Consider the following 23,545-nt stretch of genomic DNA (forward strand, 5'->3'; position numbering starts at 1 on the left):
GGTTTATGAACCCGACCCTATTGCTGACGAGAGAATGGCGGGCTTGCAAACCGCTGCAATCGGCCAACGTCACCTCCGTAAATCCCTTATTTCTGCAAATCGACCGCTACGGTAACGCTCATCCCCGGACGGATTTTGGCATACAACGGGCTATTTTTGTCCAATTCGATCCGAACCGGAATCCGTTGTACTACTTTCACGTAGTTGCCCGTAGCATTGTCGGGAGGAAGCAGCGAGAATTTAGCTCCAGTTGCTCCGGCAAACGAACCAACGTGGCCTACCAGCTTGTCGCCACCAAAAGCATCGACATCAATGTCGACCGTCTGGCCGGGCTGCATTTGTTTCAATTGCGTTTCTTTGAAGTTGGCCGTTACCCACAGGTTCGTGTTTCCAACTACCGAACAAACGGCCTGCCCAGCCTGTACCAACTGACCGATCTGCACTGACCGTTTCGATACCACACCCGACACCGGCGCTTTGATCACCGTGTACGACAACTGAAGTTTTGCCATTTCCAGATCGGCCTGACGTTGCTTGATCGCTGCCTGAGCCACCGTAATCTGGCCTTCGGTAGCCCGACGTTGCGAACTGGTCACGCCCGTTTGTGTTCCGGCAGCCGCTACCTGCGACTGGGCCGTTTGCAACTGAGCCTGAGCCGCCTGCAACTGAGCCTGGGCCGCATCGCGTTCGGCCTGAACCGCATCGAACTGTTGTTGTGGTACGGTTTTTTCGGCCAGCAATCGACTGTAGCGCTCAAAATCCTGATTGGCCTTCCGGGCCCGCGCCTGAGCGGCTGTTACGTTGGCCTGGGCCGTTGCCACCTGATTACGAGCCGTTTGCACAGTAGCTTCTGAGCTTTGAATGGTAGCCGACGCCACAGCCACCTGCGAACGCGATACCCCGGCGGCCGCCAGCGCACTTTGTAAGGCTGCTTCGGCCTGCTCCAACCGGATGCGGTAATCCGCATCATCCAATACAAACAGGGTATCCCCTTCTTTTACAGGCTGATTATCCTTAAAGCGAATTTCTTTCACGTACCCACTGGCTTTGGGAATAACCGGGTTTACATCCCCGTCGACCTGCGCATCGTCAGTAGTTTCGTGGCGTTGCAGGTAGCGAAACTCGCTGTACCCAAAAAAGAGGGCAATAGCCAGAACGATGACACCACCTACGCGGAATAATGTTTTCTTATCCATGATTTTAATTTAAATAGTCAGTTTTGAGGCATTTAGTGGTCATTACCCGTCGTTAGTTGCCATCGCAACGAATGACAATAAATGACCATTGAATGACGATTAAAGATTTGAGCCCGTCGCTTTCAACAGACGCTGATAAGCCAGTTGTGCGTCGACGGTGGCATTGATGACGTTGAGTTGAGCCTGAAGCAGAAAGCTATTCGCTTCCAGGAGGTCGGTCGAGCCAACCAATCCATTCCGAAAGCGCGATTCGGTCAGGCGGTAATTTTCCTGTGCCTGACCCACAGCGGTACGAATCACATTCTGCTGTTCGAGGGCTAGCTGGTAGTTGTTAAAGGCCGTAACCACTTCTGACCGGATCTGATCGGTTTGCTGCTGCCCCTGCAAATTGGCCTGATCGATGGCCGTTTGGGCACTGTGCAGTTTCCCTTTCATATTGTAAATCGACCCGATGTTATACGAAATTCCGGCCCCAACATTCCAGGCACTGATAAACGAGCTGGCTTCAGGAAAAAGTCGGGCAGTTGGGTTGATGTAGTTATACCCCAGCGATACACCCAGGTGCGGATACATACCACTTTTGGTGTTCCGAAGCATTTCCTGGCTCGACTGCACCCGCAGCGCATTGGCCTGTACTTCGGGCCGGGCTTGTACGGCCCGATCCAGAAACGAACCCAACGATTCCGTTACGGCGGCTGGATTGGCCAGCACCGTATCGACAGCGATCTGCTGGTTTTCAGGCAGCCCAATCAACAGGTTAAAATTATAGAGGGCTGTCTGACGCGCTTTCTCGACCTGCAAACGACTCAAATTCAGGTTATTTTTCTGAAGTTGTATTTTCAGCACTTCATTGGCCGTTACGACACCTTCCTTCTGTAAATTCTGGGCATCGCGTTCTTTCTCCTCAAACTGGCGGATATTTTGCTCGATAACCCCCACCGACCGGGCCAGTTTGACAATATTATAATAGGCATCCGTTACGGTGTATACCAGTTCAGAACGGTTGCGCTGCGCATCCAGATGACTGGCTTTGGCCAGTAACTCCGCTGATTTCTCCGCCGATTTTTCGGCAAATCCTCCAAACACTTCTTTGCTGATGGTAGCCCCGCCCATCGTTGCGTTAAAAGCGCCAGCCGGAATCCCAAACAGCGCCTTACCATCGTCGCCCTTGCCAAACGAAAACGGTCCGGTCAGGCTATAGCGCGAATAGGCAAGCGATGCATTGGCCGTTGGCAAACTCCGGTCTTTCGTTTCCTGCAACCGGGCCTCGGCCGCCTGCGTGCGCGAATCAGCCAGTTTTATGCCTTTGTTGTTCTGGAGGGCTAGCTGAACAGCCTGGTTAAGTGGCATACTGGTCGGTGTTGTTTGTGCAACTGACCAGCCCAGGCTTGCCAGCAGAACCCCAACCCCTATGATGTACTTTTTCATATTATCGATTTCTAATTTTTTCCAGAAGTTTGTTCATAACATTTACCTCTTCCTCTGTCAATTGACTAACGATGGATTCAAAGTCGCTGAACTCAGTAGCCACCTTCCTGACAAACTGATCCGACTCGTTGGTTAACCGCAGATTTACCCGCCGTCGATTTGTTGGGTCCACTTCTCGAACGACCAGATTTTTAGCCACCAGCCGATCAATAAGCCGGGTCATATCGGAGTTCATGTCAGTCATTTTCTCCTTCAGTTCCCCTGCCGACAGGCTGTTTGGGAAGACATCCGAAAGCAGGCGAAGGGCTTTATACTGCTGTACTGACAAATCGAATGGGGCCAGCTTCTGCTGAAAATGATTGAAGATGTACCCATCTGTTTTGTGCAGATTGACAATGAGCCGGTGGTATTCGTTTCGGAACTGATTTTCCATCGTTTTGTAAGAGCGAGACAAATGTATAACTAATACTTGTTTAAACAAATTTCGTTTAAACGTGAATATTTCAAAAAACCGTTATCTTAGAAAAATAAGACTTTAAAATACTTTGATTAGTACAAACAGGTCTTTCTATTCGAATAATACAAAATTCAATTCTAGACTATATGCCTATAAACTATAATTTTTCCTATATATGAATTGTAGATTTTTAATACAATTTTAATCGAACATCACTTCACCTGATCTTTTTTACACCAATCGAAACCAGCCGTTACTCAGAAACTGAAAACTGAAAAACAGCATCTTTTCCACGATCAGGGTTAACCACCGTCTTGCTGACAAAGTGAAAGCCGTTTTCTGACAAAAGTTTGATCAGCGTTTCATCCGTAAACATTGGCTTACCACAATCGGTGTGCTTTCGGTTCGGGTTAGTAGCGATAGCCTCCCAGATAAATAACTGCCCGCTCGGTTTCAGATTTTCCCGAATGTGCTGTATCATATCGGCCTGATAGGTAAATTCATGCAGGCTATTTTCTACGATAATTTTATCGAAATACTGGTTAGGTAGCTGTGTTTCCTTTTCTTTGCCCCGCACAGGTACGAAGGTTGATGTGCAGGCAATTCGCTCTGCCTTTTTGTATATAGCCTGTACGGCCACTGCCAGCCGATCGGGTTCGAGCCAATAGGGATCAAGATCTTGTAAGTACATGGTCAGGCTATCGGCCATTAGCGAAAAAACAACTTCCCGTATCCCCTGTCCTGCCCCAATGCTAGCGACTTTCTCTCCCGGTTGAAAATTATAGATGGGGCGATAATGCGCCAGTAACCAGTTTATCCCTGCTGATCGGGTATACCACTTATTAATGCCAATGGCCCAATCGATACGTTGGGCACACGAAGCATAGCTTATTAAACAAGAAATAAGTAGAAGAAGCGGCTTTTTCATACGGCTCGATTCGCATTGGCAAAAACTAAGCCAACGCAACCAATAAACCATAAATATATACAAGTAACCAACATATACGTTCATCAGGGCCATAAAAAAAGACCCCATTGCTGAGGTCTTTCGAGTTGCGGTACAGGCGGGCCTATTTGATCTCCCCAACCATATCCTCGGGTTTTACCCATTCGTTGAATTCGTCTTCGGTCAGGTAGCCGAGTTTCAGCGCCGTTTCTTTCAGGGTCGAGCCGGTTTTGTGAGCCGTCTGGGCAATTTCAGCAGCCTTGTAGTACCCAATTTTGGTATTCAGCGCCGTAACCAGCATGAGTGACGAATCGACGTGCTTTTTAATGTTTGCTTCAATCGGTTCGATTCCTTCAGCACATTTATCGTTGAACGATACACATACATCGCCAATCAAACGTGCAGAGTGCAGGAAGTTGTAGATCATGACCGGCTTGAATACGTTCAGTTCAAAGTGGCCCATCGCACCACCAAAGTTGATGGCTACGTCGTTGCCCATTACCTGAGCAGCCACCATCGTCATGGCTTCGCACTGGGTTGGGTTCACTTTACCCGGCATGATCGATGAACCCGGTTCGTTGTCAGGAATATGCAGTTCACCAATCCCCGCCCGTGGCCCCGACGACAGCATCCGAATGTCGTTACCGATTTTCATCAGACTGGCGGCAACGGTTTTCAGCGCGCCATGCGCTTCTACAATGGCATCGTGAGCGGCCAGGGCTTCAAATTTATTTTCGGCCGTTACAAAGGGTAATCCTGTAAGGGTAGCAATGTGTTTGGCTACATTTTCGGAATAATTGGGAGGGGTGTTGATACCTGTACCAACGGCTGTTCCGCCCAGGGCCAGTTCACTCAGATGAGCCAGTGAGTTATTGATGGCTCGTAGTCCGTGATCCAGTTGCGATACATAGCCCGAAAACTCCTGCCCTACGGTCAACGGCGTGGCATCCATGAAGTGGGTGCGGCCAATTTTGACGATGTGCATAAACTGCTTCGACTTTTCGGCCAGCGTATTTCGTAGTTTGGTAATGCCAGGGATGGTTACGTCGAGCAGAATTTTATACGCAGCAATGTGCATGGCCGTTGGGAACGTATCGTTCGACGACTGCGACTTATTGACATCATCGTTCGGGTGCAGGAACTTTTTCTCGTCGGTAAGCTGTCCACCATGCAGTACGTGAGCGCGATAGGCAACAACTTCATTGACGTTCATGTTCGACTGGGTACCCGAGCCCGTTTGCCACACCACCAGCGGGAACTGATCATCCAGTTTACCCTCCAGAATTTCGTCGCAGACCTGCCCGATGAGGTCGCTCTTCTCCTGAGGGAGTACCCCCGCGTCGAGGTTTGTCAGGGCAGCGGCTTTTTTAAGGTATGCAAACGCCCGGATAATCTCTTTGGGCATTTTATTAATGTCCTGAGCAATTTTGAAGTTTTCAATCGAGCGCTGGGTCTGGGCGCCCCAATAGACGTTGGCTGGTACTTGAACCTGCCCCATCGTGTCTTTTTCGATGCGGTATTCCATGAAAATAGGCGAAAGAGTGAATGAGTGAAAGAGTGCCTGGCTTCAGTAGCGTTTTCGCCCTTTCGCTCATTCACTCTTTCGCTCTTTAAATACGGCTGCAAAGTTATATTGCAGGAGGACAGCGTTGAAATGAATTCTAATCTTTGTCTACCTGTGCCCTACGGGTCAATTCACGAACCATTCCACAGAGGCATTCAATTCTCGCTTAACATAGCCATTCACTTGGATGCCTGAATTAGTGCACAGCGAGATAATTTTTTTCAGAATTAATCCAACTTCGCTAACAAATTAAGGCAACCGTAGTTTTACTTACAATTCACCTAATTTCAACGTTAAGGAAACTACAATCATGGGCAATCTTCTGTATACTATAGCCGTCATTCTGATCATTGTATGGCTATTGGGCTTTTTAGGATTTAACAGTTTTGGTTTGGGTGGCATCATTCACGTGCTATTGGTAATTGCAGTCATTATGATCCTGCTACGTCTCATTCAAGGCCGCAGTGTCTGAAACGATTATTGATGCCGGTGTTCGAACGAACCCATCATCTAGTAGCAAGATATACTCCAGAAAGCCTCTGCTCAGAACAGGGGCTTTTTTTGTTACCCAACTGACCAAAATGCTAAAAAACAGCAGGTAGCATGGGTTACTTTTTTGATTTTATGGAATTAACAGAAAAACAATCTCTTTAACTCATAGCAAACATGGCTAAATCTGCATTTTTTCTGCTCTCTATGCTGGCGTTAGCGACAGCTTGTTCCAGCACCAAAACTGAAACCACTGAATCAACGACGACCGTTTCCGACTCGACATCTATGACTTCTGACTCGACGAGCATGTCAACCGACTCATCATCGACGATGGCGACCGATACCACGAAAAAAGATTCGATTAAGTAATACACAGCTTGTCTTTCAAATTCGCTGCTTATTGAAAACCTTCCTGTCTAGCCATTGCGGCCGTAGACAGGACGTTTTTTTGTATCCTCATTGCTAAAGTTGCCTGCTTCCTGATTTGCATACTATACGCTCATTCGAATGGCTGTCAGGCAGGGTATCGTTACGCTACTGCTGGTATCACACCACCAGATTGAGGGCCAGAACGCCTAGCAAACCCACAATTGACACGATGGTTTCCATCAATGACCAGGTTCGAATGGTTTGGCCGATACTCAGGTTAAAATATTCCTTGAAGAGCCAGAATCCACCGTCGTTAATGTGTGAAAACATCAGGCTTCCTGAGCCAATGGCCAGCACCATCAATTCGGGCTTGATAGGTTGCGACTGTAACAGAGGTAATATGATACCTACGGTAGTTAGTCCGGCAACAGTAGCCGAACCTACGCACACCCGAATAAAGGCCGCAATTCCCCAGGCCAGCAGCAGGGGGGGGATTGCGGCATCTGCCAAAAGGCTTCCTATATATTTGCTGGTACCGCTGTCGCTGAACACTTGCTTAAGGGCACCCGCTCCGGCAATCACCAGCAGAATCGGCGCAACTGCTTTCACCGCTTCTTCCAGGTCTTTGGTGATCGCTTTCATGCTTTGCCCCTGACGGATCCCCAGCGCATAAATAGCCGTAAGTACTGAAAGCAGCATCCCGATATAGGGTTCAGCCAGTAGCGTCACGATGGTTTTCAGGATCGACTCGCCAGCCATTGCGTTTTTTAGCGGCCCGAACGTAGTCAACAGAATCACGGGCAGCAGAGCGACCAAAAAGCTGATAAATGTACCGGGCAAATTCTGGGTAGGCACTTCTTTCCGATTGAATAACTCATTGTTGGGCGTTGCCTTGATGTGCGTCAGGGTTTTACCGAAAACAGGTCCGGCAATTATGATGGCTGGAATGGCCACGATGATACCATACAGCAGCGTCTGCCCTATGTTGGCATTGAGTTGCCCCGCTACAGCCGAAGGAGATGGGTGCGGAGGCAGATACCCATGCGCTACCGATAGAGCAGACAACATCGGTACCGCTACCGACATCAGGGGCAATCGGGAAGACGCGGCAATGGTAAAAATAAGTGGTACAACAATGATAAAACCGGCATTGTAAAATAGTGGAATACCGATGACAAAGCCTGCCAGCGCCAGACCCCAGCGAATATTTTTAATCCCAAACCAGCCTATCAATACATCGGTGATTCGGCGGGCAGCACCACTTTCGGCTACCAGCCGACCCAACATAGCCCCAAAGCCGATAATTAATACAAGTTCACCCAGTGTACCGCCAATACCCGTCTGAATGGATTTTCCGACGGCCACAACTTCCATACCCGAAGCCAGGCCAATACCCAACGCCACAAGCACAAACGAAATGAACGTATCCAGGCGAACAAAGGCAACTAAAAAAACAAGGGTCAGAATGCCGATTAATGTAAGAATGAGGGGCATATAGAATGGCAGGAGGGTTTTGCTTGGTTACGAAGTGGGTTGCTACAAACGCCCGGGCTTTAGCAAGCCTTTACTCGTAGACGTCGTGTTTAATGGGAAAAAGCGTATGTGGCTAATTTTTCTACTTCATCGGCCAGTGAATTGCTCAGGCTGAACGGCCAGACATGCAGCCGGGTTGTAGCGTCATAATCGAAAACTGGCAATGGCTGATGGAAGGTTTCACGGGCTGGATAAATCAAAAACAGATTGTCGGCAGTATATTTTTTGCCATAGGCATACAGTTGATATAAATCAGCCTGCTCGATACCGTAATTCCCCATACGTTGTGAACGGGTCGGTTCAGCCGCATTGATCGACTTCCATTTCATATCCAATACCAACGTATGGTCGTTATGACGGATAATGACATCTGGACGAAGTTTAAATTTTGGCATACCTACGTGCTCATCGACCAGATGGGCCGAGGACTCCTGTATGCTTACATTGTCGCCATCAGGCCAGTACGTTCGGATGCCATGCGTTACATAATCTTCAAAAACCCGCTCCATCGGAAACAACAGGGCCAGATTGGGCGTAGTGCCTGTTTTTACACCATACCCTCGCCCCTGAGCCAAAGCTTCGGCCCAGCGCAAAGCGGCTTCATACCGCCGAAACAAGCGTCCCGACCGACGAATAAGCCGGAAATCATCGCCCAAAGACTCCGAAACGGGCACTTCATCCATAGCCCACAGCAATTGCCCCATCCGGCGCAGCAGCCCCGGATTCGTTGTTTCGCCAGACAGGTATGTGAGCAGGGTTTTCAGGATACGGTTAGCGGCTACATCGGCAGTTAGCTTGTCGTGTACAACGGCCAAACGTTCGGCATGCCAGGCGTTTTCCCGTTGCTGTCGCGTCGCCTGAAACTTTCCTTTCCAGTATTGTTCGTTGCATTCAATCAGGACGTACGCATGCTGGATTCCCTGCCGAACCAGTGGTTCCACCGTATCGAGAAAAGTAGCGATAAAGACATCCCATAATGGCAACGAAACCGCAAGCGTCCGGGCATCGGGTAGAGTACGAAATGGGCTATGCCGAAGCTGCCGCAACATGGTCAGCAGTCGCGCTCTAGCCTGATCGACGGAATCCGTTGACTCAATTTTAGGCAGGATTTCAAGCTGTGTCTGGTTATGAACAGGTAACAGGCCAACGTACTGACGAACCTGTATCAATTCGCGACCTTTTTGAATGGAAAATGCCAACAATCCTTCTGCATCTTCCTGCTCAAACACAAATCGGCGCAGTACCTGAAACACCGCATCAGGAACCAACGTCCCATTTCTGGGCGGTTCGGCCCACTGCTCCAGGGAGCCGATGAGGCTGTTTTCAAGAACTGAAATTGTTTGGGGCATACCGAACGGGGCGCAGGTGGGAACCCTTACTACAAACTACAGGCTTCTACCCGCGTTACCTTACCTACCTTTCATAAAATCGCTAACGGCCGACTTCATCAGTCCGGATAATGTATTCAGGCAAAACAAAACACCCCGATCAATCAAGGCTTTGGCCTGATCGCCGGTAGCGGCTGTGGTACCGGCAATGAGACCAGCTTTGCGGATTCGGTCAACCACGCCGGCAATGGTTCGTTTTACTTCATCATGACCAGGCCCATCGTGATACCCCATGCTCATGGCCAGATCGCGCGGACCAATTACAAATCCGTCGATGCCTTCCACATGAAGCAGCTCGTCGAGGTTTTCGGTGGCTTCTTTGTCTTCTATTTGCGGCAATACCAGCAGTTGCTCGTTGGCAAACTCAACGTATTCGCCCTGGTTCATTGTACCCATCAGGTACTCGTTGGCCCGTACAATACCGAATCCCCGTGTTCCTATGGGCGGATACTTCACCGCTTTTACAAACGCTTCGGCCTCAGCCGCTGTCCGAACACCCGGCATCATAATACCCATAACCCCTGCATCCAGAAACTGTAGAATCAGTTTAGGGTCGTTGCTCCGAACCCGGGCCAAAGGCGTAATGCCGCTGACTTCACAGGCCCGTACAATATCCTGGACATGAGCCGTTGTAACCGGGCTGTGCTCGCCATCGATCATATAAAAATCAAGACCCGAAAAGCCACATAGTTCGGCTATGGTCGGGTCAGTACTATTCGCAAGAACACCCAGAACAGGCTGGTTATTTTTAAGGCGGGTTTTTACAATATTTTGCTTCATACAAAGAGTGAAAGAGTGAAAGAGTGAAAGAGCGAATGAGTGAAAGAGCGAAAATTCCAGTAGCTAAATTCATCGCTCTTTCTCTCATTCGCTCTGTCACTCTTTACTAGTTTGCAAGATACGACTGAATCAGAAAAACATAGTGGCTGCCAGCCGAAAGGTATTACAGTGCGCTTCAACAATATCGGCGATGCGGGGCGAATACCCACCTCCCATCGAAACGGCAATCGGCAAATTGTTTTGGATGGCCTGTTCAAACACAAACTGATCGCGCTCCCGGCAACCCTCCCGGCTAACGCTCAGCTTCCCCAGGCGGTCCGATACTAAAATATCCACTCCAGACACATAAAACAGAAAATCAGGCTGTTCGCGACGGATCAGGGCGGGCAACCTATCGTACAACGTATTTAGGTACAGTTCATCGGTGGTTCCGGTTGGCAGTTCAACATCCAGGTCCGATTGCTCTTTTCTGAGTGGATAGTTGTCTTTCCCATGCATACTAAACGTACATACACGCGGTTCGTGCTGAAACATGACGGCGGTACCATTACCCTGATGCACATCCAGATCGATCACTAAAATTTTGCGGGCCTGGGCCGTTTCGAGCAGATAGTGAGCTGCCACACCAACATCGTTCAGTAAGCAAAATCCTTCGCCCCGATCGGGATAGGCATGGTGCGTTCCTCCAGCAATATTGAGCGCAACGCCATCTGTTTGAGCATACTGCGTACAATTGATCGTACCCTGCGTAATGATCCATTCACGGTCAATAAGTTCGGGGGTCAGTGGAAACCCAATCCGGCGCATCATGGCGGGCGAAACGGTTAAGGTTTTCAAGGCTTCAACATACTCAGGCGTGTGAACTCCTAATACCCAACGGTCGTCGACCGAGGCTGGTGCAATAAAATTAGCTTCGGTACAGGTGCCTTCATAAAGCAGTTGTTCGTGAATCAGTTCGTACTTCAGCATGGGGAAACGATGGCCCTCGGGCAACCGCAGCCGATAGACCGGCGAAAAGGCAATACGCAGCATGAAATCAGGTAAATTCGGGGTTGGTATCCGTCCGGCGGCCTGTCCCGTTCGATAAGGATACGCCCTAAGTTAACCTTTCCGAAGCAGGTTCGGTTACCAAATTGGTGAGTTTGTTCGTTGGAAAGATTCATCCAACTACATTAACCGGCTTGTATGCGAACAGCTATCATCACAGGAGGAGGCCAGGGAATTGGCCGCGTTACAACCCAATATTTACTCACACACGGTTACCGGGTAGCCATCTGGGAAGCCGACACCGACGCGCTGGCCGAACTGCGCGAAGCCTTTAAAGCCTCATCGGCGCAAATCTTATTCATTTCCTGCGACGTTTCGAGCGAAACCAACGTCCGGAAGGCTGCCGAACAGACGATCAACCATTTTGGCCAGATCGACGCCCTGATCAATAATGCAGCCCTCATGATCGAAAAACCCCTCGATAAATTCACCCTCGACGAATGGAACCGGGTGATCGGCACAAATCTGACAGGCGCTTTCCTGTGCGCCAAGCATCTTTCGCCTTACCTGGCCCAGCAAAAAGGGAGTATTATCAACATGGCGTCGACCCGCGCTTTCCAGTCAGAACCCGACACGTTTGCCTACTCCGCCAGTAAGGGGGGTATTCTGGCACTGACCCACTCGCTGGCCGTAAGTCTGGGGCCCGATATTCGGGTCAATGCCATTAGCCCTGGCTGGATCGACGTATCGGCCCTGAAGAAAAAGGCGAAGGCCAAATCAGATGACCTACGCCCGGAAGATCATAGCCAGCATCCGGCAGGCCGGGTAGGTCAGGCCGACGATATTGCCCGGATGATCCTCTTTTTGATCGCCCCGGAAAATAGTTTTATTACGGGTCAAAACTTTGTGGTTGACGGCGGTATGACCCGGAAGATGATTTACGTATAACTACGCTATACATAATCTGAAAACATCATCACCTTTGCTGAGTTAATAGAACGTTAATAAAGCCGCCGGGCAATGCCAGACGAACTGGCCATTGCCCGGCCCTCTGGTAATCTTCATCAACCATGAACATCGAATTCTCCACTTCTTCGGAGCACTCCCCGCTGGAAGTTCTCGACCTACAGGTTTCTGCTCAACGCTCTTCCGGCCCTTCATTACTGTCCTTACGCTTTTTGTGCAGTAGTGATCGCTTCACGGAGGTACACATTCCGACGTTATCATGGTTCGATGCCAGTCAGCTAGAACGTTTTTCACAGCAGTTGGCCGAAGCCGAATATCCCGACATGTGCCAGGTTGATCTGATTGATGCAGGCGTACGGCTGACAGGTTCGGTACGTCGGCTGGCAGGCGTCTGGACCACAGGGCGGACCATTCGGATCGAACCGCTCGAAGCCTCTGTCAAACCGTTTTCGCCCTTTACCATTCATGCATCCCACCGGGACGTAAAAAAGTATGCGGGTAAGCTCTACCAACGGCTGTGGGAATTATTCACAAAAGGATAAGCTAAAATGCCCGCCATGAAGCGATGAATAACCGGACAACTGTCATTCATTACGTCTTCGCGTCCTGGGGGTTCATTTTACATTGATAAAACTGACCGAAACTTAAAACCAACCGCATTCATGGAAAACGTAAATCAGGACGCCATGCTCAACAAGCCATCACAGGCATTTACTCCAGAGACAGAAGGCCCAGCCCAAACTCCCGACGAAAGCATCATACTGAATGAAGACTATAATCCGACGGATTTAGTGGGAGACGTCGACAGCGGTCCCGATGGAAAGGGGAAGCCTTCTGGCAGTCCCAACATGGAAGTGGATGAAGATTCGTTGGGTAACGATGATTCGCTGGGCAACAACGATGGCACCGAACCTGACCCCAGCCTCACTGACGAATTTCCTTCGTAAACGTCTCATCCAGACCGATCTTTAAAGGCGCAATGGCTATATAGCCATTGCGCCTTCGTTTTTGGGTAGCTTACCTGCTCCTCAATTCTAAGCGTCCTTCCTGCAATAGTCCAGCATCAAACGGTATAAATGGGCCTTATCTTTGCTTTTAAAGTATAGTCTATAAAGCCTTCATTTGGTGAAATTCTCCAGTATTCTTGCCGTTATCTGCTGCTTATTCTGTCATACAATCCTGCTGGCTCAGAAGAAAAACGAGAGCTACCAGCTTCATATTAATCGGGCTTCGTCGCCCATTACGATCGACGGACTCGTTGAGGAGCCCGCCTGGCAAGCGGCCGAAGTAGCTTCCAACTTCTGGATGGTACTCCCGATGGATACCAGCCGCGCCCGCGTCCGTACCGATGTTCGGATGACTTACGACGACCATAACATCTACCTGAGTGCCATATGCTATCATGGATACGTAGAAGGCCCTTACATGGTGGAGTCCCTCCGGCGCGACTGGGCGTTTGTCAAAAATGACAACTTCATTTTTTTCATGGACACCTTCGACGATCAGACCAATGGGTTTACCTTCGGCACCAATGCCGCCGGGGCGCAATGGGATGGTTTGTTGTATGAAGGTGGAAAAGCCAATTTAAGTTGGGACAATAAGTGGTATTCCGTCGTCAAAAACTACGCAGACCGTTATGTACTCGAACTGGCGATTCCGTTCAAAACGATTCGGTACAAGAAAGGGATTAACCGCTGGGGGATCAATTTTAGTCGGCAGGATTTAAAAACCACCGAAAAATCGTCCTGGACACCCATTCAGCGGCAATTCCCGACAGCTTCGTTAGCCCTAACGGGTGTTCTGGTCTGGGATCAGCCTCCTCCACAACCCGGTCCTAATATTTCTATAATTCCCTATGCGCTCACAGGAATCACGCGGGACTATCAGAACAACACCCCTACCAACAGCCGATTCGATGCAGGTCTGGATGCCAAAGTGGCCGTTACCTCATCACTCAACCTGGACTTGACCGTAAACCCTGACTTCTCGCAGGTGGATGTCGATCAGCAGGTAACCAATCTGGATCGGTACGAGTTGTTCTTCCCCGAAAAACGGCAGTTTTTCCTGGAAAATGGCGATCAGTTTACCAACTTCGGCTACGCTACCATTCGTCCGTTTTTCAGTCGTCGGATTGGCTTAGGCGGGGTTCCGATTCGGTTTGGTGCCCGGCTCAGTGGTAAGCTCAACAAAGACTGGCGCATGGGCGTCATGGATATGCAGACGGGCAAGGTGGACGATACGGGCTTACCCGCCCAAAACTTTGCTGTGGTGGCCTTGCAACGACGCATCTTTGCTCGTTCGAATATCGGCCTGATGTTTGTCAATAAAGAATCCCTTTCGTATCAGCCCGAAGCCAATAAACCCCTGTACTCCCGCTACAACCGCAATTTCGGTCTCGAATACAATCTGGCCTCAGCCAATAACCTCTGGACTGGAAAGGCCTTGTATGTGAAATCGTTCAGTCCGGATCAATCGGGTGAAGATGCCGTTTATGCGGGAAATCTGCAATACACGAGCCGTCGGTGGCTTATTGGTGGTCAGGTAGAGTCGGTAGGTAAGAATTACACCGCCGAAGCGGGCTATGTTCCACGTCGGGGCTATGAACGCGGAATGGCTACCCTGGGGTACACCTTTCTACCAACGGGGGGGAGTGTCCTGAATCATGGCCCATTGCTTACCTCTACCTATTTTTTCGATCCGGCCTGGAAGCAAAGCGACAACGAAAGTGTGTTGAGCTACGCCATTACCTTCCGCAACCGAAGTGTTTTTACGGCCTGGGTGGCTACAGATTATGTTCGGCTGCTTCAACCTTTCGACCCGACCAACACGGGCCGGGAAACCCTGGCAACCGGCACCGAACATTACTGGACAGCCTGGGGCACCGATTTCGACTCCAAACCGCAGAGCGTATTCACCTATGGTTTTTCGAGTCGCTATGGGGGGTATTATGACAACGGCACTCGCCTGAATCTGACCGCCGATCTGGGGTATCGTATTCAGCCCTACGTGAGTCTGGCGGCCAGCCTCAGCTACAACGACATCCGGTTGCCGCAGCCCTGGGGTCGAACTACGTTCTGGCTGGTTAGCCCCCGCTTCGACCTTACCCTGACCAATACGTTGTATCTGACCACGTTTGTGCAATATAACGAACAGCAAAAAAACATGAATGTGAACGCCCGCATTCAATGGCGGTACAAGCCTGCATCGGACTTCTTCCTGGTCTACACCGATAATTATTTACCCAATTCAGCGCAGATTGGGCAGGATGTACCGGGCTTTTTTTCGGTCAAAAATCGAGCCTTGGTCCTCAAATGGACGTACTGGTGGAACTTATAACGATTGGGGTTTTAAACAAACTGAATTTGTGTTAGTTAATCAGGCAATCGTTCCGAAAACGAAGCTTAAAAACAACTACACTAAATTTTGATAAACGTTATGAAAACCCTGCTGCGTATTTTCCCGGTAGCCCTGGTGGCCTTGTTTCTTACCTTCTTTATGACCAGTTGCGAAGCGATTGGCGGTATTTTTAAAGCGGGGGCCTGGACAGGCGCTATACTTGTTATTGCTGGTATCGGTGTGGTTATCTGGCTTATATCGAAGCTTTTTGGCGGAGGCAGTCGATAACAGTTCCCTTTATACTCAAAAAGCTCGTCCGAATCGATTTCAGACGAGCTTTTTGATATAGTATAGGCCTGGTTTAAACGAACCTGTTATGGAGTCACTAACTCCAGCAGGCCATCCCGCTGAAGAACGGCACGCTGACGTTCGCTTAGGTCGTCGGAAGCTTTCATCAGAGGCAGTCGAACCTCCGCTGAAATCAGCCCCAGAATTTCCATAAGATTTTTTACCCCTACCGGATTTCCTTCTTCGTACAGGAGCGGGTCGATACGCAGGAAATGACCAAGCTCTTTCTGGGCAAAAGCAAAATCACCCTGTAGAGCCGCATCGATCATAGCCGAGAAACGAGTCGGGAACGCATTGGCAATCACCGACATAACTCCTACTCCCCCAATGCTGATGATGGGCACTCCCTGTACATCGTCGCCCGAAATGAGCAGGAAATCATCAGGTTTGTCGCGAACGATTTCCATGCACTGCTCAATCACGCAAGACGCTTCTTTTACACCAATGATGTTTGAATGCTGTGCCAGTTCGACAATCGTCTCGGCCGACATGTTGATGCCTGTCCGAAATGGGATGTTGTAGAGAATAACCGGCACTGGGCACGCATCGGCAATACGGGTAAAATGTTCAATTACTCCGCGTTTACCAGGTTTATTATAATATGGGCAAACCGACAGAATGGCATCTACGCCCTCAAAGTCAATATCCTTCATTCCCGCTACGACATCGGCCGTTACATTGCCGCCAACCCCATACACAATCGGAAGTTTCTTTGCATTGTTCTCCTTCAGGTAATGGAGTAACTGGGCCTTTTCCTTCTTCGATACCGTAGGCGATTCACCGGTGGTGCCCTGCAGGACAATGTAACGAACTCCTCCGTCGGAGATGTGTCGGATTACGCGGCCAAAACCGTCGAAATCAATAGAGTGGTCGGCATTGAAAGGTGTCACGATCGCAACACCGACCCCGTGGAATTTAGTATCCATTCGCGGAAACAGAATTTTAGAAATGCAAAGTTACGGGAATTTATGTGTGATTCGTTAAACCATCCAGCCCAAATGAAATTACACGTCCAGCATCGCCAGGAACTCGTCTTCACTGATCATGGGGACATTTAGTTTCTGTGCTTTTTCGACCTTAGATGGCCCCGCGTTTTCGCCGACAATCAGGTAGTTCAGCTTTTTCGAAACCCCACTCAACAGTTTTCCTCCATTGGCGGCAATACGCGCTTCGAGTTCTTCACGGCTGAAGTTGGCAAATGTGCCCGTATACAGGAACGTTTTACCAGCCAGTGTATCCCCTTCCGGCTCCACTACTTTTTTCTCCCCTACAAACTGTAATCCAGCCGCCCGCAACCGTTCAACAAACGTGCGGTTTTCTTCATCGGCAAACCAGGCTACTATGCTCTCGGCAATACGTGGTCCCGTATCCGGCACAGCGAGTAATGTTTCCTGCGAAGCCTGCATAATGGCATCCATCGACCCAAAGTAATCAGCCAGTTTTTCGGCCGTAGTGATTCCCACATAGCGAATACCCAGAGCAAATAGCACATTGGCAAATGGTTGTGCTTTCGATCGCTCAATAGCCGTCAGGATATTTTCAACGGTCTTTTCCCGAAAGCTGACCACGCGCTGTTTACCTGAATCCTCCGATCCGCCATCCCGGTCGACAAACGTTTTCTGAAGACCCAGTAATTGGTCGGCCGTCAGATCATACAAATCGGCCGGTGTTTCAACCAGCCCGCGCTCGATGAGTAATTCAATTTTCCCTTCGCCCAGGCTTTCGATATTCATGGCCCGTCGTTGGATAAAATGCTCGAATCGGGTCTGACGCTGGGGAGGACAACCGCGCTCGTTGGGGCAATAAAAATTCGCTTCGCCTTCTTTTCGAATCAATGGCGTACCACAAGCCGGGCAGGTAGTCGGGTACACGATGGGCACACTCTGGTCGGTGCGCCGATTCAGATCAACACCCGTAATTTTGGGAATAATTTCTCCCCCTTTTTCAACAAACACCGTGTCGTTCAGCATAACGCCCAGCCGCTCAATCTCGTTGGCATTATGGAGCGAAGCCCGTTTCACCGTTGTTCCGGCCAGCAGCACGGGCGAGAGCAACGCAACAGGTGTGACGGCTCCCGTCCGGCCCACCTGATACCGTATACCTTTCAGAACCGTACTGGCAGCCAGCGCTTTATATTTAAAGGCAATGGCCCACCGTGGACTCTTGGCGGTATACCCCAGTTCGCGCTGCTGATCATATCGGTTAATTTTGATGACGATGCCATCGGTACCAAGTGGCAGGGTGAAGCGCTTTTCCTCCCATTCGTTGATGTACTGCATCACCTCCCGAATATCGGTACATTTCCGCCAGGTTGGCGACACATTGAACCCCCACTGTTTCAGTGCCACCAGGCTTTCTTCGTGCGTTTGAAACACTTCCGGGTCAGACAGGAACGAATAGATATAACAATCGAGCCGACGTCGGGCTACAGCGCTGGAATCCTGTTGTTTGAACGTACCCGAAGCCGCATTGCGGGGGTTGGCCAGCAGCGGCTCCCCAATATCTTCACGTTCTTTATTGATCCGATCAAATTCTGCCAGAGGCAAAAAGCCTTCGCCCCGAACTTCGAAAAGTGCAGGGATTGAAGGCGAGGAAAGGAAGGACGACGGTGCAAAGAGCGACAGTTGTACATTTTGCTCGTCTCTCGGCTCTTCCTGCTTCTCTCTGATTCGTAGCGGCACTGTCCGAATGGTACGGATGTTATTCGTGATATCATCGCCCCGGACACCATCGCCCCGCGTTGCCCCCTGCACCAATACCCCATTTTCGTACGTCAGGCTCAGGGCTACGCCATCAAATTTCAGTTCGCATACATACTCATACGATTGCCCATTCAGCCCCTTCTGAACGCGTTTATCAAATTCGATCAGGTCGTCTTCCGAATAGGTATTTCCCAACGACAGCATCGGAAAGCGATGATAAACCGTCGCAAACTCCTTACTGATGGTTCCGCCTACCCGAACGGTTGGCGAATCAGCCAAACGAAATTCGGGGTACTGTTTTTCCAGTTCGGTCAGTTCGGTTAGTAGCTGATCGAACGTATAATCGTCTACCTCCGAAACACTATTCTGATAATATTGATGATTATAATAGTTTAACCGCTCGGTCAATTCGGCAATTCGTTCCTGGGGATTCATAAAAATAAAGTCGTTGGTCAAGAGCCATCAGTCAATAAACGGGAATCAATAGTAATTGATACATAGGTATTCCTTTCGTATAAACTACTATTGACCGGCAACGAACGACTGACGACCGACTGGCAATATTGGGTTTGTTTCCTCGTTCAAGCAAAAAAACTTAGTTTTACAGGATAAAAAAATAGTGTTCTGGTAAAGGCTTTTATTTAAGCCTTTCTTTTTCAATGAATTGATTTCCCCGAACGTAAAAACAACCATGAATTCGCCATTGATTGCCCCTTCGCTACTGGCTGCTGACTTTGCAAATCTGCAAAAAGAACTGGAGCTGGTGAACCGTAGCGAAGCCGATTACCTACATTTCGACGTCATGGATGGTTTATTCGTTCCCAATATTTCGTTTGGCTTTCCTTTACTGGAAGTAGCGAAGAAGTACTGTCAGAAACCACTCGATGTTCACTTGATGATTACCCAGCCCGAACGCTACCTCGAAGCGTTTGCGGAAGGGGGCGCGTCGGTTATTCATGTGCATTACGAAGCCTGTACGCACCTCCACCGTACCTTGTCCCGTATTCGGGAGCTCGGCTGTCGGGCCGGTGTTGCGCTGAATCCGCATACGCCCGTTAGTGGTCTGGAGGATGTGCTGGAACAGATCGATGTGGTGCTCATCATGTCGGTTAATCCAGGTTTTGGTGGTCAAACTTTCATTCCCCATACCCTTCAAAAAGTAGCGAAGTTAAAACAATTACTAAGTACCTATAGCTCAACGGCCCTCATCGAAATTGATGGAGGAGTAGGTGAGCAGAATGCTCAGGCGCTGGTAAAGGCCGGTGCCGATATACTGGTTGCGGGCAATTCGGTATTTCGGTCGGCAGACCCCATCGAAGCCATTCGCCGGCTAAAAGCCAGTAGTTTACCTATGATGGCCTAATCCACAACCCAACCCCGTAACGCTTAACTTATCTGACTCTGTAGGCATTCATCCATGAAGAAAATATACCTGGCTACCCTGCTCAGCTCGCTGCTTTTAACAACGGCCTGTCGCAAATCGAACCAGAACCAAACTGAAAATACCCCTTCCGACACTACCGCCGTTGGGGCTCCTCCTTCACCCGATTGGGCCAAAAACGCTACGATCTACGAAGTGAACACACGCCAGTTTTCGGCACAGGGTAACTTTAAAGCCATTGAAGCGCAATTACCCCGACTGAAAGAAATGGGGGTAGATATTCTTTGGCTGATGCCGATTTTCCCAATTAGTCAGGAAGGGAAGCAGGGTACCCTGGGTAGCCCATACGTGATTGCCGATTTTAAAACCGTAAACCCGGCTTATGGAACCATGGCCGATTTGAAATCGCTGGTCAATCGGGCACATGCCTTTGGTTTACGTGTGATTTTGGATTGGGTAGCCAGCCATACGGGTCGAGATCATGTATGGGTCAGCCAGCATCCCGACTGGTATATGACCAAAAAAGGGAAAATGACCGCCCCCATCGACCCGGCCACGGGCAAACCCAGCAGCCTGACCGATATAGTTGGCCTGAACTACGATAACCCAGATATGCGAAAGGCCATGATGGAGGCTATGCAATACTGGGTTAAAGAAGCAGATATTGATGGGTTTCGCTGTAATGTAGCCGGTTTGGTACCCAATACATTCTGGGCTGAACTGCGGCCGAGGCTGGACAAAATCAAAACGGTTTTTATGCTTTCGGAATGGGAAGATGATCCCAACCAATTTAAAAGCGGTTTTAATATGAACTATAGCTGGAGTCTGCACAACATCATGCGGTCGATCGCTAAAGGAGAAAGTCAGGCCACGAAAATCGATTCGGTTCGTAATGCCAATCAGAAAAAATTTCCAGCCTGGTACTATCAGATGATTTTTACGCAAAACCACGACGAGAACGCCAAAAATGGAACCCTTACCGAGTCCTTTGGGCCTGGAGCCGACGCACTCATCGTTCTGAGTAGTACGCTCGAAGGTATGCCCCTGGTCTATAATGGCATGGAATCCAATCTGAATAAGCGGTTGGCTTTTACTGAAAAAGACACGATTCCCTGGGGCACTTACGAAAAGAGTGACTTTTATAAAACGCTGCTTACACTTAAACATCGAAACCGGGCGTTGTGGAATGGACTGGCGGGTGGCAAAGTCGTCAAAATTGAAACGGATCACGATGATAAAGTCTACGCTTTCCACCGCCAGCGCGATAGTGACCGGATTGTGGTGGTTGTCAATTTAAGTGACCAGCCTCAAACAGCCCGTCTTATGGGAGACGGGTACACAGGCACGTATACCGAAGTATTCAGCCATCAGCCCGTGGAACTAAAACCCGAGATTCTGGTGACGCTTAAACCCTGGGAATATCGGGTACTGACCAATTAGAAAGATTTATCGGGCCCATTTCTGACGCCTGATTATATTAGAAACTCATTAAACCGCTCATCCATAATTCGTGCATAATATGCCGTAATGTATTAATTTGGGCTGTTTATACGCTTCGTTAGTTAGTTATGCAAGGTTGGAGCCTCTTGTCGGGTATATGGGTTGCTGCGGCTGTCACGATAGTCCACGGACAAGCGAACGTTTCTCCGCAGCGAGCCAATACGCAACCAATACCTGTCCAATGGGCCAATCGGGTAGTTGGTGTCTCTTCAGAAAAAAAGGGGGAACCGACGGGCGAACAATACAAGGCCTCACAGGCACTGGGCAAGCCCAGTAAAGTTCCCGAAATGGGTGAAAGCCCCTGTGCGTGGGCTCCTTATTATGCCGATGGTACTGCCGATGAATGGATTCAGGTCGGCTTTGAAAAACCAATGGCGGCCCGGCAGATCATTATAGCGGAGAACGTCAATCCGGGAGCGGTAGTCAAAGTACTGGTAGTTGATGAAAAAGGAACTCAGCACACCGTATATCAGGCAACGACCGTTCAGGCCCGTCCAGACCCACTGCTGCACATCTTCCCGAAAGATTCCGCTTACTTGTGTAGCCAGATCAAAGTAGTGATCAATGGGGCCGCCCTGAAAGGCCCGAACCAGATCGACGCTATTGGTATTTCGGAAGACACCAAACCTGTTACGATTGGTATCAACATCTCTAAAGACACACCGAAGGAGATTCAGAAAGAAAACCTGGGCAAGTCCGTTAATTCACCCGGCCAGGAAGTTGCCCCGGTAATCGCTCCGGATGGGAGAACCTTGTATTTCACCCGAAATTTTAATAAAGCGAATACGGGTGCCCCTGATCGGCAGGACGTCTGGTACTCAACCCTCGAATCGGCCTCCAGTGGCAATCCGCCGGGCTGGAGTGAGGCCGTCAACATTGGTCCACCGATCAACAATGCGGGCGATAATGCAATCAGTGGATTGGGTTCCGATGGTCGTACCGCTTACCTGATTAATGTATATCGCCCCGACGGAGGCATGTCTTTTGGAATTTCCAAATCCATTCGGACCAAAGCCGGATGGTCGCAGCCGATCGAGTGTAAGATTGCCAACAACTACAACTTACACGAGAAAAATCAACTCGAATTTTGTGTTTCTCCCGATGGGCGTGCCATTATTCTGGCCGTACAGCGTAAAGACACCCGTGGGAACCGGGACTTGTATGTATCCCTGCAAAAAGCCGATAACACCTGGTCGGAACCAGTTTCGCTGGGGGGCGTCATTAACACGGCAGACTTTGAAAGCTCCCCTTTTCTGGCCGCCGACGGACGTACCCTTTACTTCACTTCTGCCGGTCATCCGGGATATGGTAATGGTGATATTTTTGTCAGTCGCCGACTCGATGATTCCTGGGGAAACTGGAGCGAGCCTGAAAACCTCGGCCCTGCTATCAACACGCCTGAATGGGATGGCTATTTTACCATTCCGGCTTCAGGCGATTACGCTTACCTTAGTTCCAGGGCGGGCTCGCTAGGCGAAGATGATATTTTCCGGCTCAAACTGTACCCCGCTATCAAACCCGATCCCGTTGCCATCATATCGGGGCAGGTACTTGATGCCCAAAGCAAGAAGCCTGTCGCTTCCGAAGTAGCTTCCGGGCTTCTTGGCGACAATAAAGAAGTGGCCAAAGTCGATTACAACCCCGAAACGGGTGAGTATAAGATGATTCTGCCCACGCAGAAAGTCTATAACCTGAAAGCGAAAAAGGACGGCTATTTTACCGCCAGCGAAATGCTTGACCTTAGTAAAGACAAACGCTTCCGCGATATTCGGCGCAATCTGTATCTGGTCAAGATCGAAGCCGGGCAAAAAATCGTTATGCGGGATGTCCTCTTCCAGCAAAGTCAGTTTGTCCTGATGCCAGGTGCCGATAGCGAACTCGACCAGGTCGTAGCCATGATGGAAAAGTACCCGGCTATGGAACTCCTGATCGAAGGCCACACCGACAATCAGGGCGAATGGGAGCCGAATATGAAGCTTTCCGAGGACCGGGTTCGGGTCGTAAAAGAATATCTGATCGGTAAGGGAATTGCGGAAAATCGCATTCAAACCAAAGCCTGGGGCCCAAGCAAACCCATTGCCAGCAACGAAACGGAAGAGAAGCGTAAACAAAACCGTCGGGTAGAATTCACCATTCTCAAACTGTGAGAACCCGCAATTTCTCGTAGTTTTG

General features: G+C 49.6%; 21 protein-coding genes. 9 read left to right on the forward strand and 12 right to left on the reverse strand.

Annotated features, from left to right (window positions below):
- Positions 1–86: 86 nt before the first annotated feature.
- The 5 genes from B153_RS0131020 to fumC all read right to left on the reverse strand — a co-directional run bounded on the left by B153_RS0131020 (position 87) and on the right by fumC (position 5,552).
- Positions 87–1,196, reverse strand: coding sequence for an HlyD family secretion protein (locus tag B153_RS0131020; RefSeq protein ID WP_020600646.1), 1,110 nt, complete (start codon positions 1,194–1,196; stop codon positions 87–89).
- Between the two features lie 99 nt (positions 1,197–1,295).
- On the reverse strand, positions 1,296–2,624 hold the full coding sequence (locus B153_RS0131025; RefSeq protein ID WP_020600647.1) for a TolC family protein: 1,329 nt from the start codon (positions 2,622–2,624) through the stop codon (positions 1,296–1,298).
- A 1-nt stretch (position 2,625) separates the two neighbouring features.
- The gene (locus tag B153_RS0131030) at positions 2,626–3,057 is read right to left on the reverse strand and encodes a MarR family winged helix-turn-helix transcriptional regulator (RefSeq protein WP_020600648.1); all 432 of its coding nucleotides are present in this window, start codon (positions 3,055–3,057) and stop codon (positions 2,626–2,628) included.
- A 277-nt stretch (positions 3,058–3,334) separates the two neighbouring features.
- Positions 3,335–4,009 (reverse strand): class I SAM-dependent methyltransferase, encoded by a 675-nt coding sequence (locus B153_RS0131035; protein WP_020600649.1) that lies wholly within the window; start codon positions 4,007–4,009, stop codon positions 3,335–3,337.
- A 142-nt stretch (positions 4,010–4,151) separates the two neighbouring features.
- A complete protein-coding gene (fumC, locus tag B153_RS0131040) occupies positions 4,152–5,552 on the reverse strand; it encodes a class II fumarate hydratase (protein ID WP_020600650.1) in 1,401 nt (466 codons plus the stop codon).
- Positions 5,553–5,901: 349 nt separating this feature from the next.
- On the opposite strand from fumC, the gene B153_RS37930 reads away from it, so the two are divergent.
- Positions 5,902–6,063, forward strand: coding sequence for a lmo0937 family membrane protein (locus B153_RS37930; RefSeq protein ID WP_020600651.1), 162 nt, complete (start codon positions 5,902–5,904; stop codon positions 6,061–6,063).
- A gap of 178 nt (positions 6,064–6,241) precedes the next feature.
- Here B153_RS37930 and B153_RS0131050 read toward each other — a convergent pair whose 3' ends face one another.
- From B153_RS0131050 to B153_RS0131070, 5 genes are all read right to left on the reverse strand, one after another.
- The gene (locus B153_RS0131050) at positions 6,242–6,457 is read right to left on the reverse strand and encodes a hypothetical protein (RefSeq protein WP_020600652.1); all 216 of its coding nucleotides are present in this window, start codon (positions 6,455–6,457) and stop codon (positions 6,242–6,244) included.
- Positions 6,458–6,629: 172 nt separating this feature from the next.
- Positions 6,630–7,946, reverse strand: a complete 1,317-nt coding sequence (locus B153_RS0131055) for a gluconate:H+ symporter (protein ID WP_020600653.1) — start codon at positions 7,944–7,946, stop codon at positions 6,630–6,632.
- Between the two features lie 89 nt (positions 7,947–8,035).
- Positions 8,036–9,334, reverse strand: a complete 1,299-nt coding sequence (locus tag B153_RS0131060; protein ID WP_020600654.1) for an McrC family protein — start codon at positions 9,332–9,334, stop codon at positions 8,036–8,038.
- Between the two features lie 60 nt (positions 9,335–9,394).
- Entirely contained in the window at positions 9,395–10,153 is a 759-nt protein-coding gene (locus tag B153_RS0131065; RefSeq protein WP_020600655.1) for an HpcH/HpaI aldolase family protein, read from the reverse strand.
- Between the two features lie 129 nt (positions 10,154–10,282).
- On the reverse strand, positions 10,283–11,185 hold the full coding sequence (locus B153_RS0131070; RefSeq protein ID WP_020600656.1) for a histone deacetylase family protein: 903 nt from the start codon (positions 11,183–11,185) through the stop codon (positions 10,283–10,285).
- 153 nt (positions 11,186–11,338) lie between these two features.
- On the opposite strand from B153_RS0131070, the gene B153_RS0131075 reads away from it, so the two are divergent.
- From B153_RS0131075 to B153_RS0131095, 5 genes are all read left to right on the forward strand, one after another.
- Positions 11,339–12,088, forward strand: a complete 750-nt coding sequence (locus tag B153_RS0131075) for an SDR family oxidoreductase (RefSeq protein ID WP_020600657.1) — start codon at positions 11,339–11,341, stop codon at positions 12,086–12,088.
- 122 nt (positions 12,089–12,210) lie between these two features.
- Entirely contained in the window at positions 12,211–12,648 is a 438-nt protein-coding gene (locus B153_RS0131080) for a hypothetical protein (protein ID WP_026262589.1), read from the forward strand.
- Between the two features lie 120 nt (positions 12,649–12,768).
- Positions 12,769–13,053, forward strand: coding sequence for a hypothetical protein (locus tag B153_RS0131085; protein ID WP_020600659.1), 285 nt, complete (start codon positions 12,769–12,771; stop codon positions 13,051–13,053).
- 175 nt (positions 13,054–13,228) lie between these two features.
- Complete coding sequence (locus tag B153_RS0131090; RefSeq protein ID WP_020600660.1) at positions 13,229–15,442, forward strand: carbohydrate binding family 9 domain-containing protein; 2,214 nt, start codon at positions 13,229–13,231, stop codon at positions 15,440–15,442.
- A 99-nt stretch (positions 15,443–15,541) separates the two neighbouring features.
- Positions 15,542–15,730: a hypothetical protein gene (locus B153_RS0131095; RefSeq protein ID WP_020600661.1), complete on the forward strand. Its 189-nt coding sequence runs from the start codon at positions 15,542–15,544 to the stop codon at positions 15,728–15,730.
- Positions 15,731–15,816: 86 nt separating this feature from the next.
- On the opposite strand, the gene dapA is transcribed toward B153_RS0131095, so the two are convergent.
- Together dapA and ligA are read right to left on the reverse strand one after the other, a co-directional pair.
- A complete protein-coding gene (gene dapA / locus B153_RS0131100) occupies positions 15,817–16,716 on the reverse strand; it encodes a 4-hydroxy-tetrahydrodipicolinate synthase (RefSeq protein WP_020600662.1) in 900 nt (299 codons plus the stop codon).
- Positions 16,717–16,794: 78 nt separating this feature from the next.
- Complete coding sequence (gene ligA / locus B153_RS0131105; RefSeq protein ID WP_020600663.1) at positions 16,795–18,927, reverse strand: NAD-dependent DNA ligase LigA; 2,133 nt, start codon at positions 18,925–18,927, stop codon at positions 16,795–16,797.
- Positions 18,928–19,183: 256 nt separating this feature from the next.
- Between ligA and rpe the strand changes: the two genes are divergently transcribed.
- From rpe to B153_RS0131125, 3 genes are all read left to right on the forward strand, one after another.
- Positions 19,184–19,855: a ribulose-phosphate 3-epimerase gene (gene rpe / locus B153_RS0131115; RefSeq protein WP_020600665.1), complete on the forward strand. Its 672-nt coding sequence runs from the start codon at positions 19,184–19,186 to the stop codon at positions 19,853–19,855.
- 54 nt (positions 19,856–19,909) lie between these two features.
- Complete coding sequence (locus B153_RS0131120; RefSeq protein ID WP_020600666.1) at positions 19,910–21,313, forward strand: alpha-amylase family glycosyl hydrolase; 1,404 nt, start codon at positions 19,910–19,912, stop codon at positions 21,311–21,313.
- A gap of 128 nt (positions 21,314–21,441) precedes the next feature.
- Positions 21,442–23,520 (forward strand): OmpA family protein, encoded by a 2,079-nt coding sequence (locus B153_RS0131125; protein WP_020600667.1) that lies wholly within the window; start codon positions 21,442–21,444, stop codon positions 23,518–23,520.
- Positions 23,521–23,545: the final 25 nt, after the last annotated feature.

The sequence above is a fragment of the Spirosoma panaciterrae DSM 21099 genome (genome assembly GCF_000374025.1).
Classification (GTDB): Bacteria; Bacteroidota; Bacteroidia; order Cytophagales; family Spirosomataceae; genus Spirosoma; species Spirosoma panaciterrae.

What these genes read in the sequence shown, in the direction of transcription:
- B153_RS0131020 (WP_020600646.1), bottom strand. Translation starts at nt 1,196, where the DNA reads ATGGATAAGAAAACATTATTCCGCGTAGGTGGTGTCATCGTTCTGGCT.
- B153_RS0131025 (WP_020600647.1), bottom strand. Translation starts at nt 2,624, where the DNA reads ATGAAAAAGTACATCATAGGGGTTGGGGTTCTGCTGGCAAGCCTGGGC.
- B153_RS0131030 (WP_020600648.1), bottom strand. Translation starts at nt 3,057, where the DNA reads ATGGAAAATCAGTTCCGAAACGAATACCACCGGCTCATTGTCAATCTG.
- B153_RS0131035 (WP_020600649.1), bottom strand. Translation starts at nt 4,009, where the DNA reads ATGAAAAAGCCGCTTCTTCTACTTATTTCTTGTTTAATAAGCTATGCT.
- fumC (WP_020600650.1), bottom strand. Translation starts at nt 5,552, where the DNA reads ATGGAATACCGCATCGAAAAAGACACGATGGGGCAGGTTCAAGTACCA.
- B153_RS37930 (WP_020600651.1), top strand. Translation starts at nt 5,902, where the DNA reads ATGGGCAATCTTCTGTATACTATAGCCGTCATTCTGATCATTGTATGG.
- B153_RS0131055 (WP_020600653.1), bottom strand. Translation starts at nt 7,946, where the DNA reads ATGCCCCTCATTCTTACATTAATCGGCATTCTGACCCTTGTTTTTTTA.
- B153_RS0131060 (WP_020600654.1), bottom strand. Translation starts at nt 9,334, where the DNA reads ATGCCCCAAACAATTTCAGTTCTTGAAAACAGCCTCATCGGCTCCCTG.
- B153_RS0131065 (WP_020600655.1), bottom strand. Translation starts at nt 10,153, where the DNA reads ATGAAGCAAAATATTGTAAAAACCCGCCTTAAAAATAACCAGCCTGTT.
- B153_RS0131070 (WP_020600656.1), bottom strand. Translation starts at nt 11,185, where the DNA reads ATGCTGCGTATTGCCTTTTCGCCGGTCTATCGGCTGCGGTTGCCCGAG.
- B153_RS0131075 (WP_020600657.1), top strand. Translation starts at nt 11,339, where the DNA reads ATGCGAACAGCTATCATCACAGGAGGAGGCCAGGGAATTGGCCGCGTT.
- B153_RS0131080 (WP_026262589.1), top strand. Translation starts at nt 12,211, where the DNA reads ATGAACATCGAATTCTCCACTTCTTCGGAGCACTCCCCGCTGGAAGTT.
- B153_RS0131085 (WP_020600659.1), top strand. Translation starts at nt 12,769, where the DNA reads ATGGAAAACGTAAATCAGGACGCCATGCTCAACAAGCCATCACAGGCA.
- B153_RS0131095 (WP_020600661.1), top strand. Translation starts at nt 15,542, where the DNA reads ATGAAAACCCTGCTGCGTATTTTCCCGGTAGCCCTGGTGGCCTTGTTT.
- dapA (WP_020600662.1), bottom strand. Translation starts at nt 16,716, where the DNA reads ATGGATACTAAATTCCACGGGGTCGGTGTTGCGATCGTGACACCTTTC.
- ligA (WP_020600663.1), bottom strand. Translation starts at nt 18,927, where the DNA reads ATGAATCCCCAGGAACGAATTGCCGAATTGACCGAGCGGTTAAACTAT.
- rpe (WP_020600665.1), top strand. Translation starts at nt 19,184, where the DNA reads ATGAATTCGCCATTGATTGCCCCTTCGCTACTGGCTGCTGACTTTGCA.
- B153_RS0131120 (WP_020600666.1), top strand. Translation starts at nt 19,910, where the DNA reads ATGAAGAAAATATACCTGGCTACCCTGCTCAGCTCGCTGCTTTTAACA.
- B153_RS0131125 (WP_020600667.1), top strand. Translation starts at nt 21,442, where the DNA reads ATGCAAGGTTGGAGCCTCTTGTCGGGTATATGGGTTGCTGCGGCTGTC.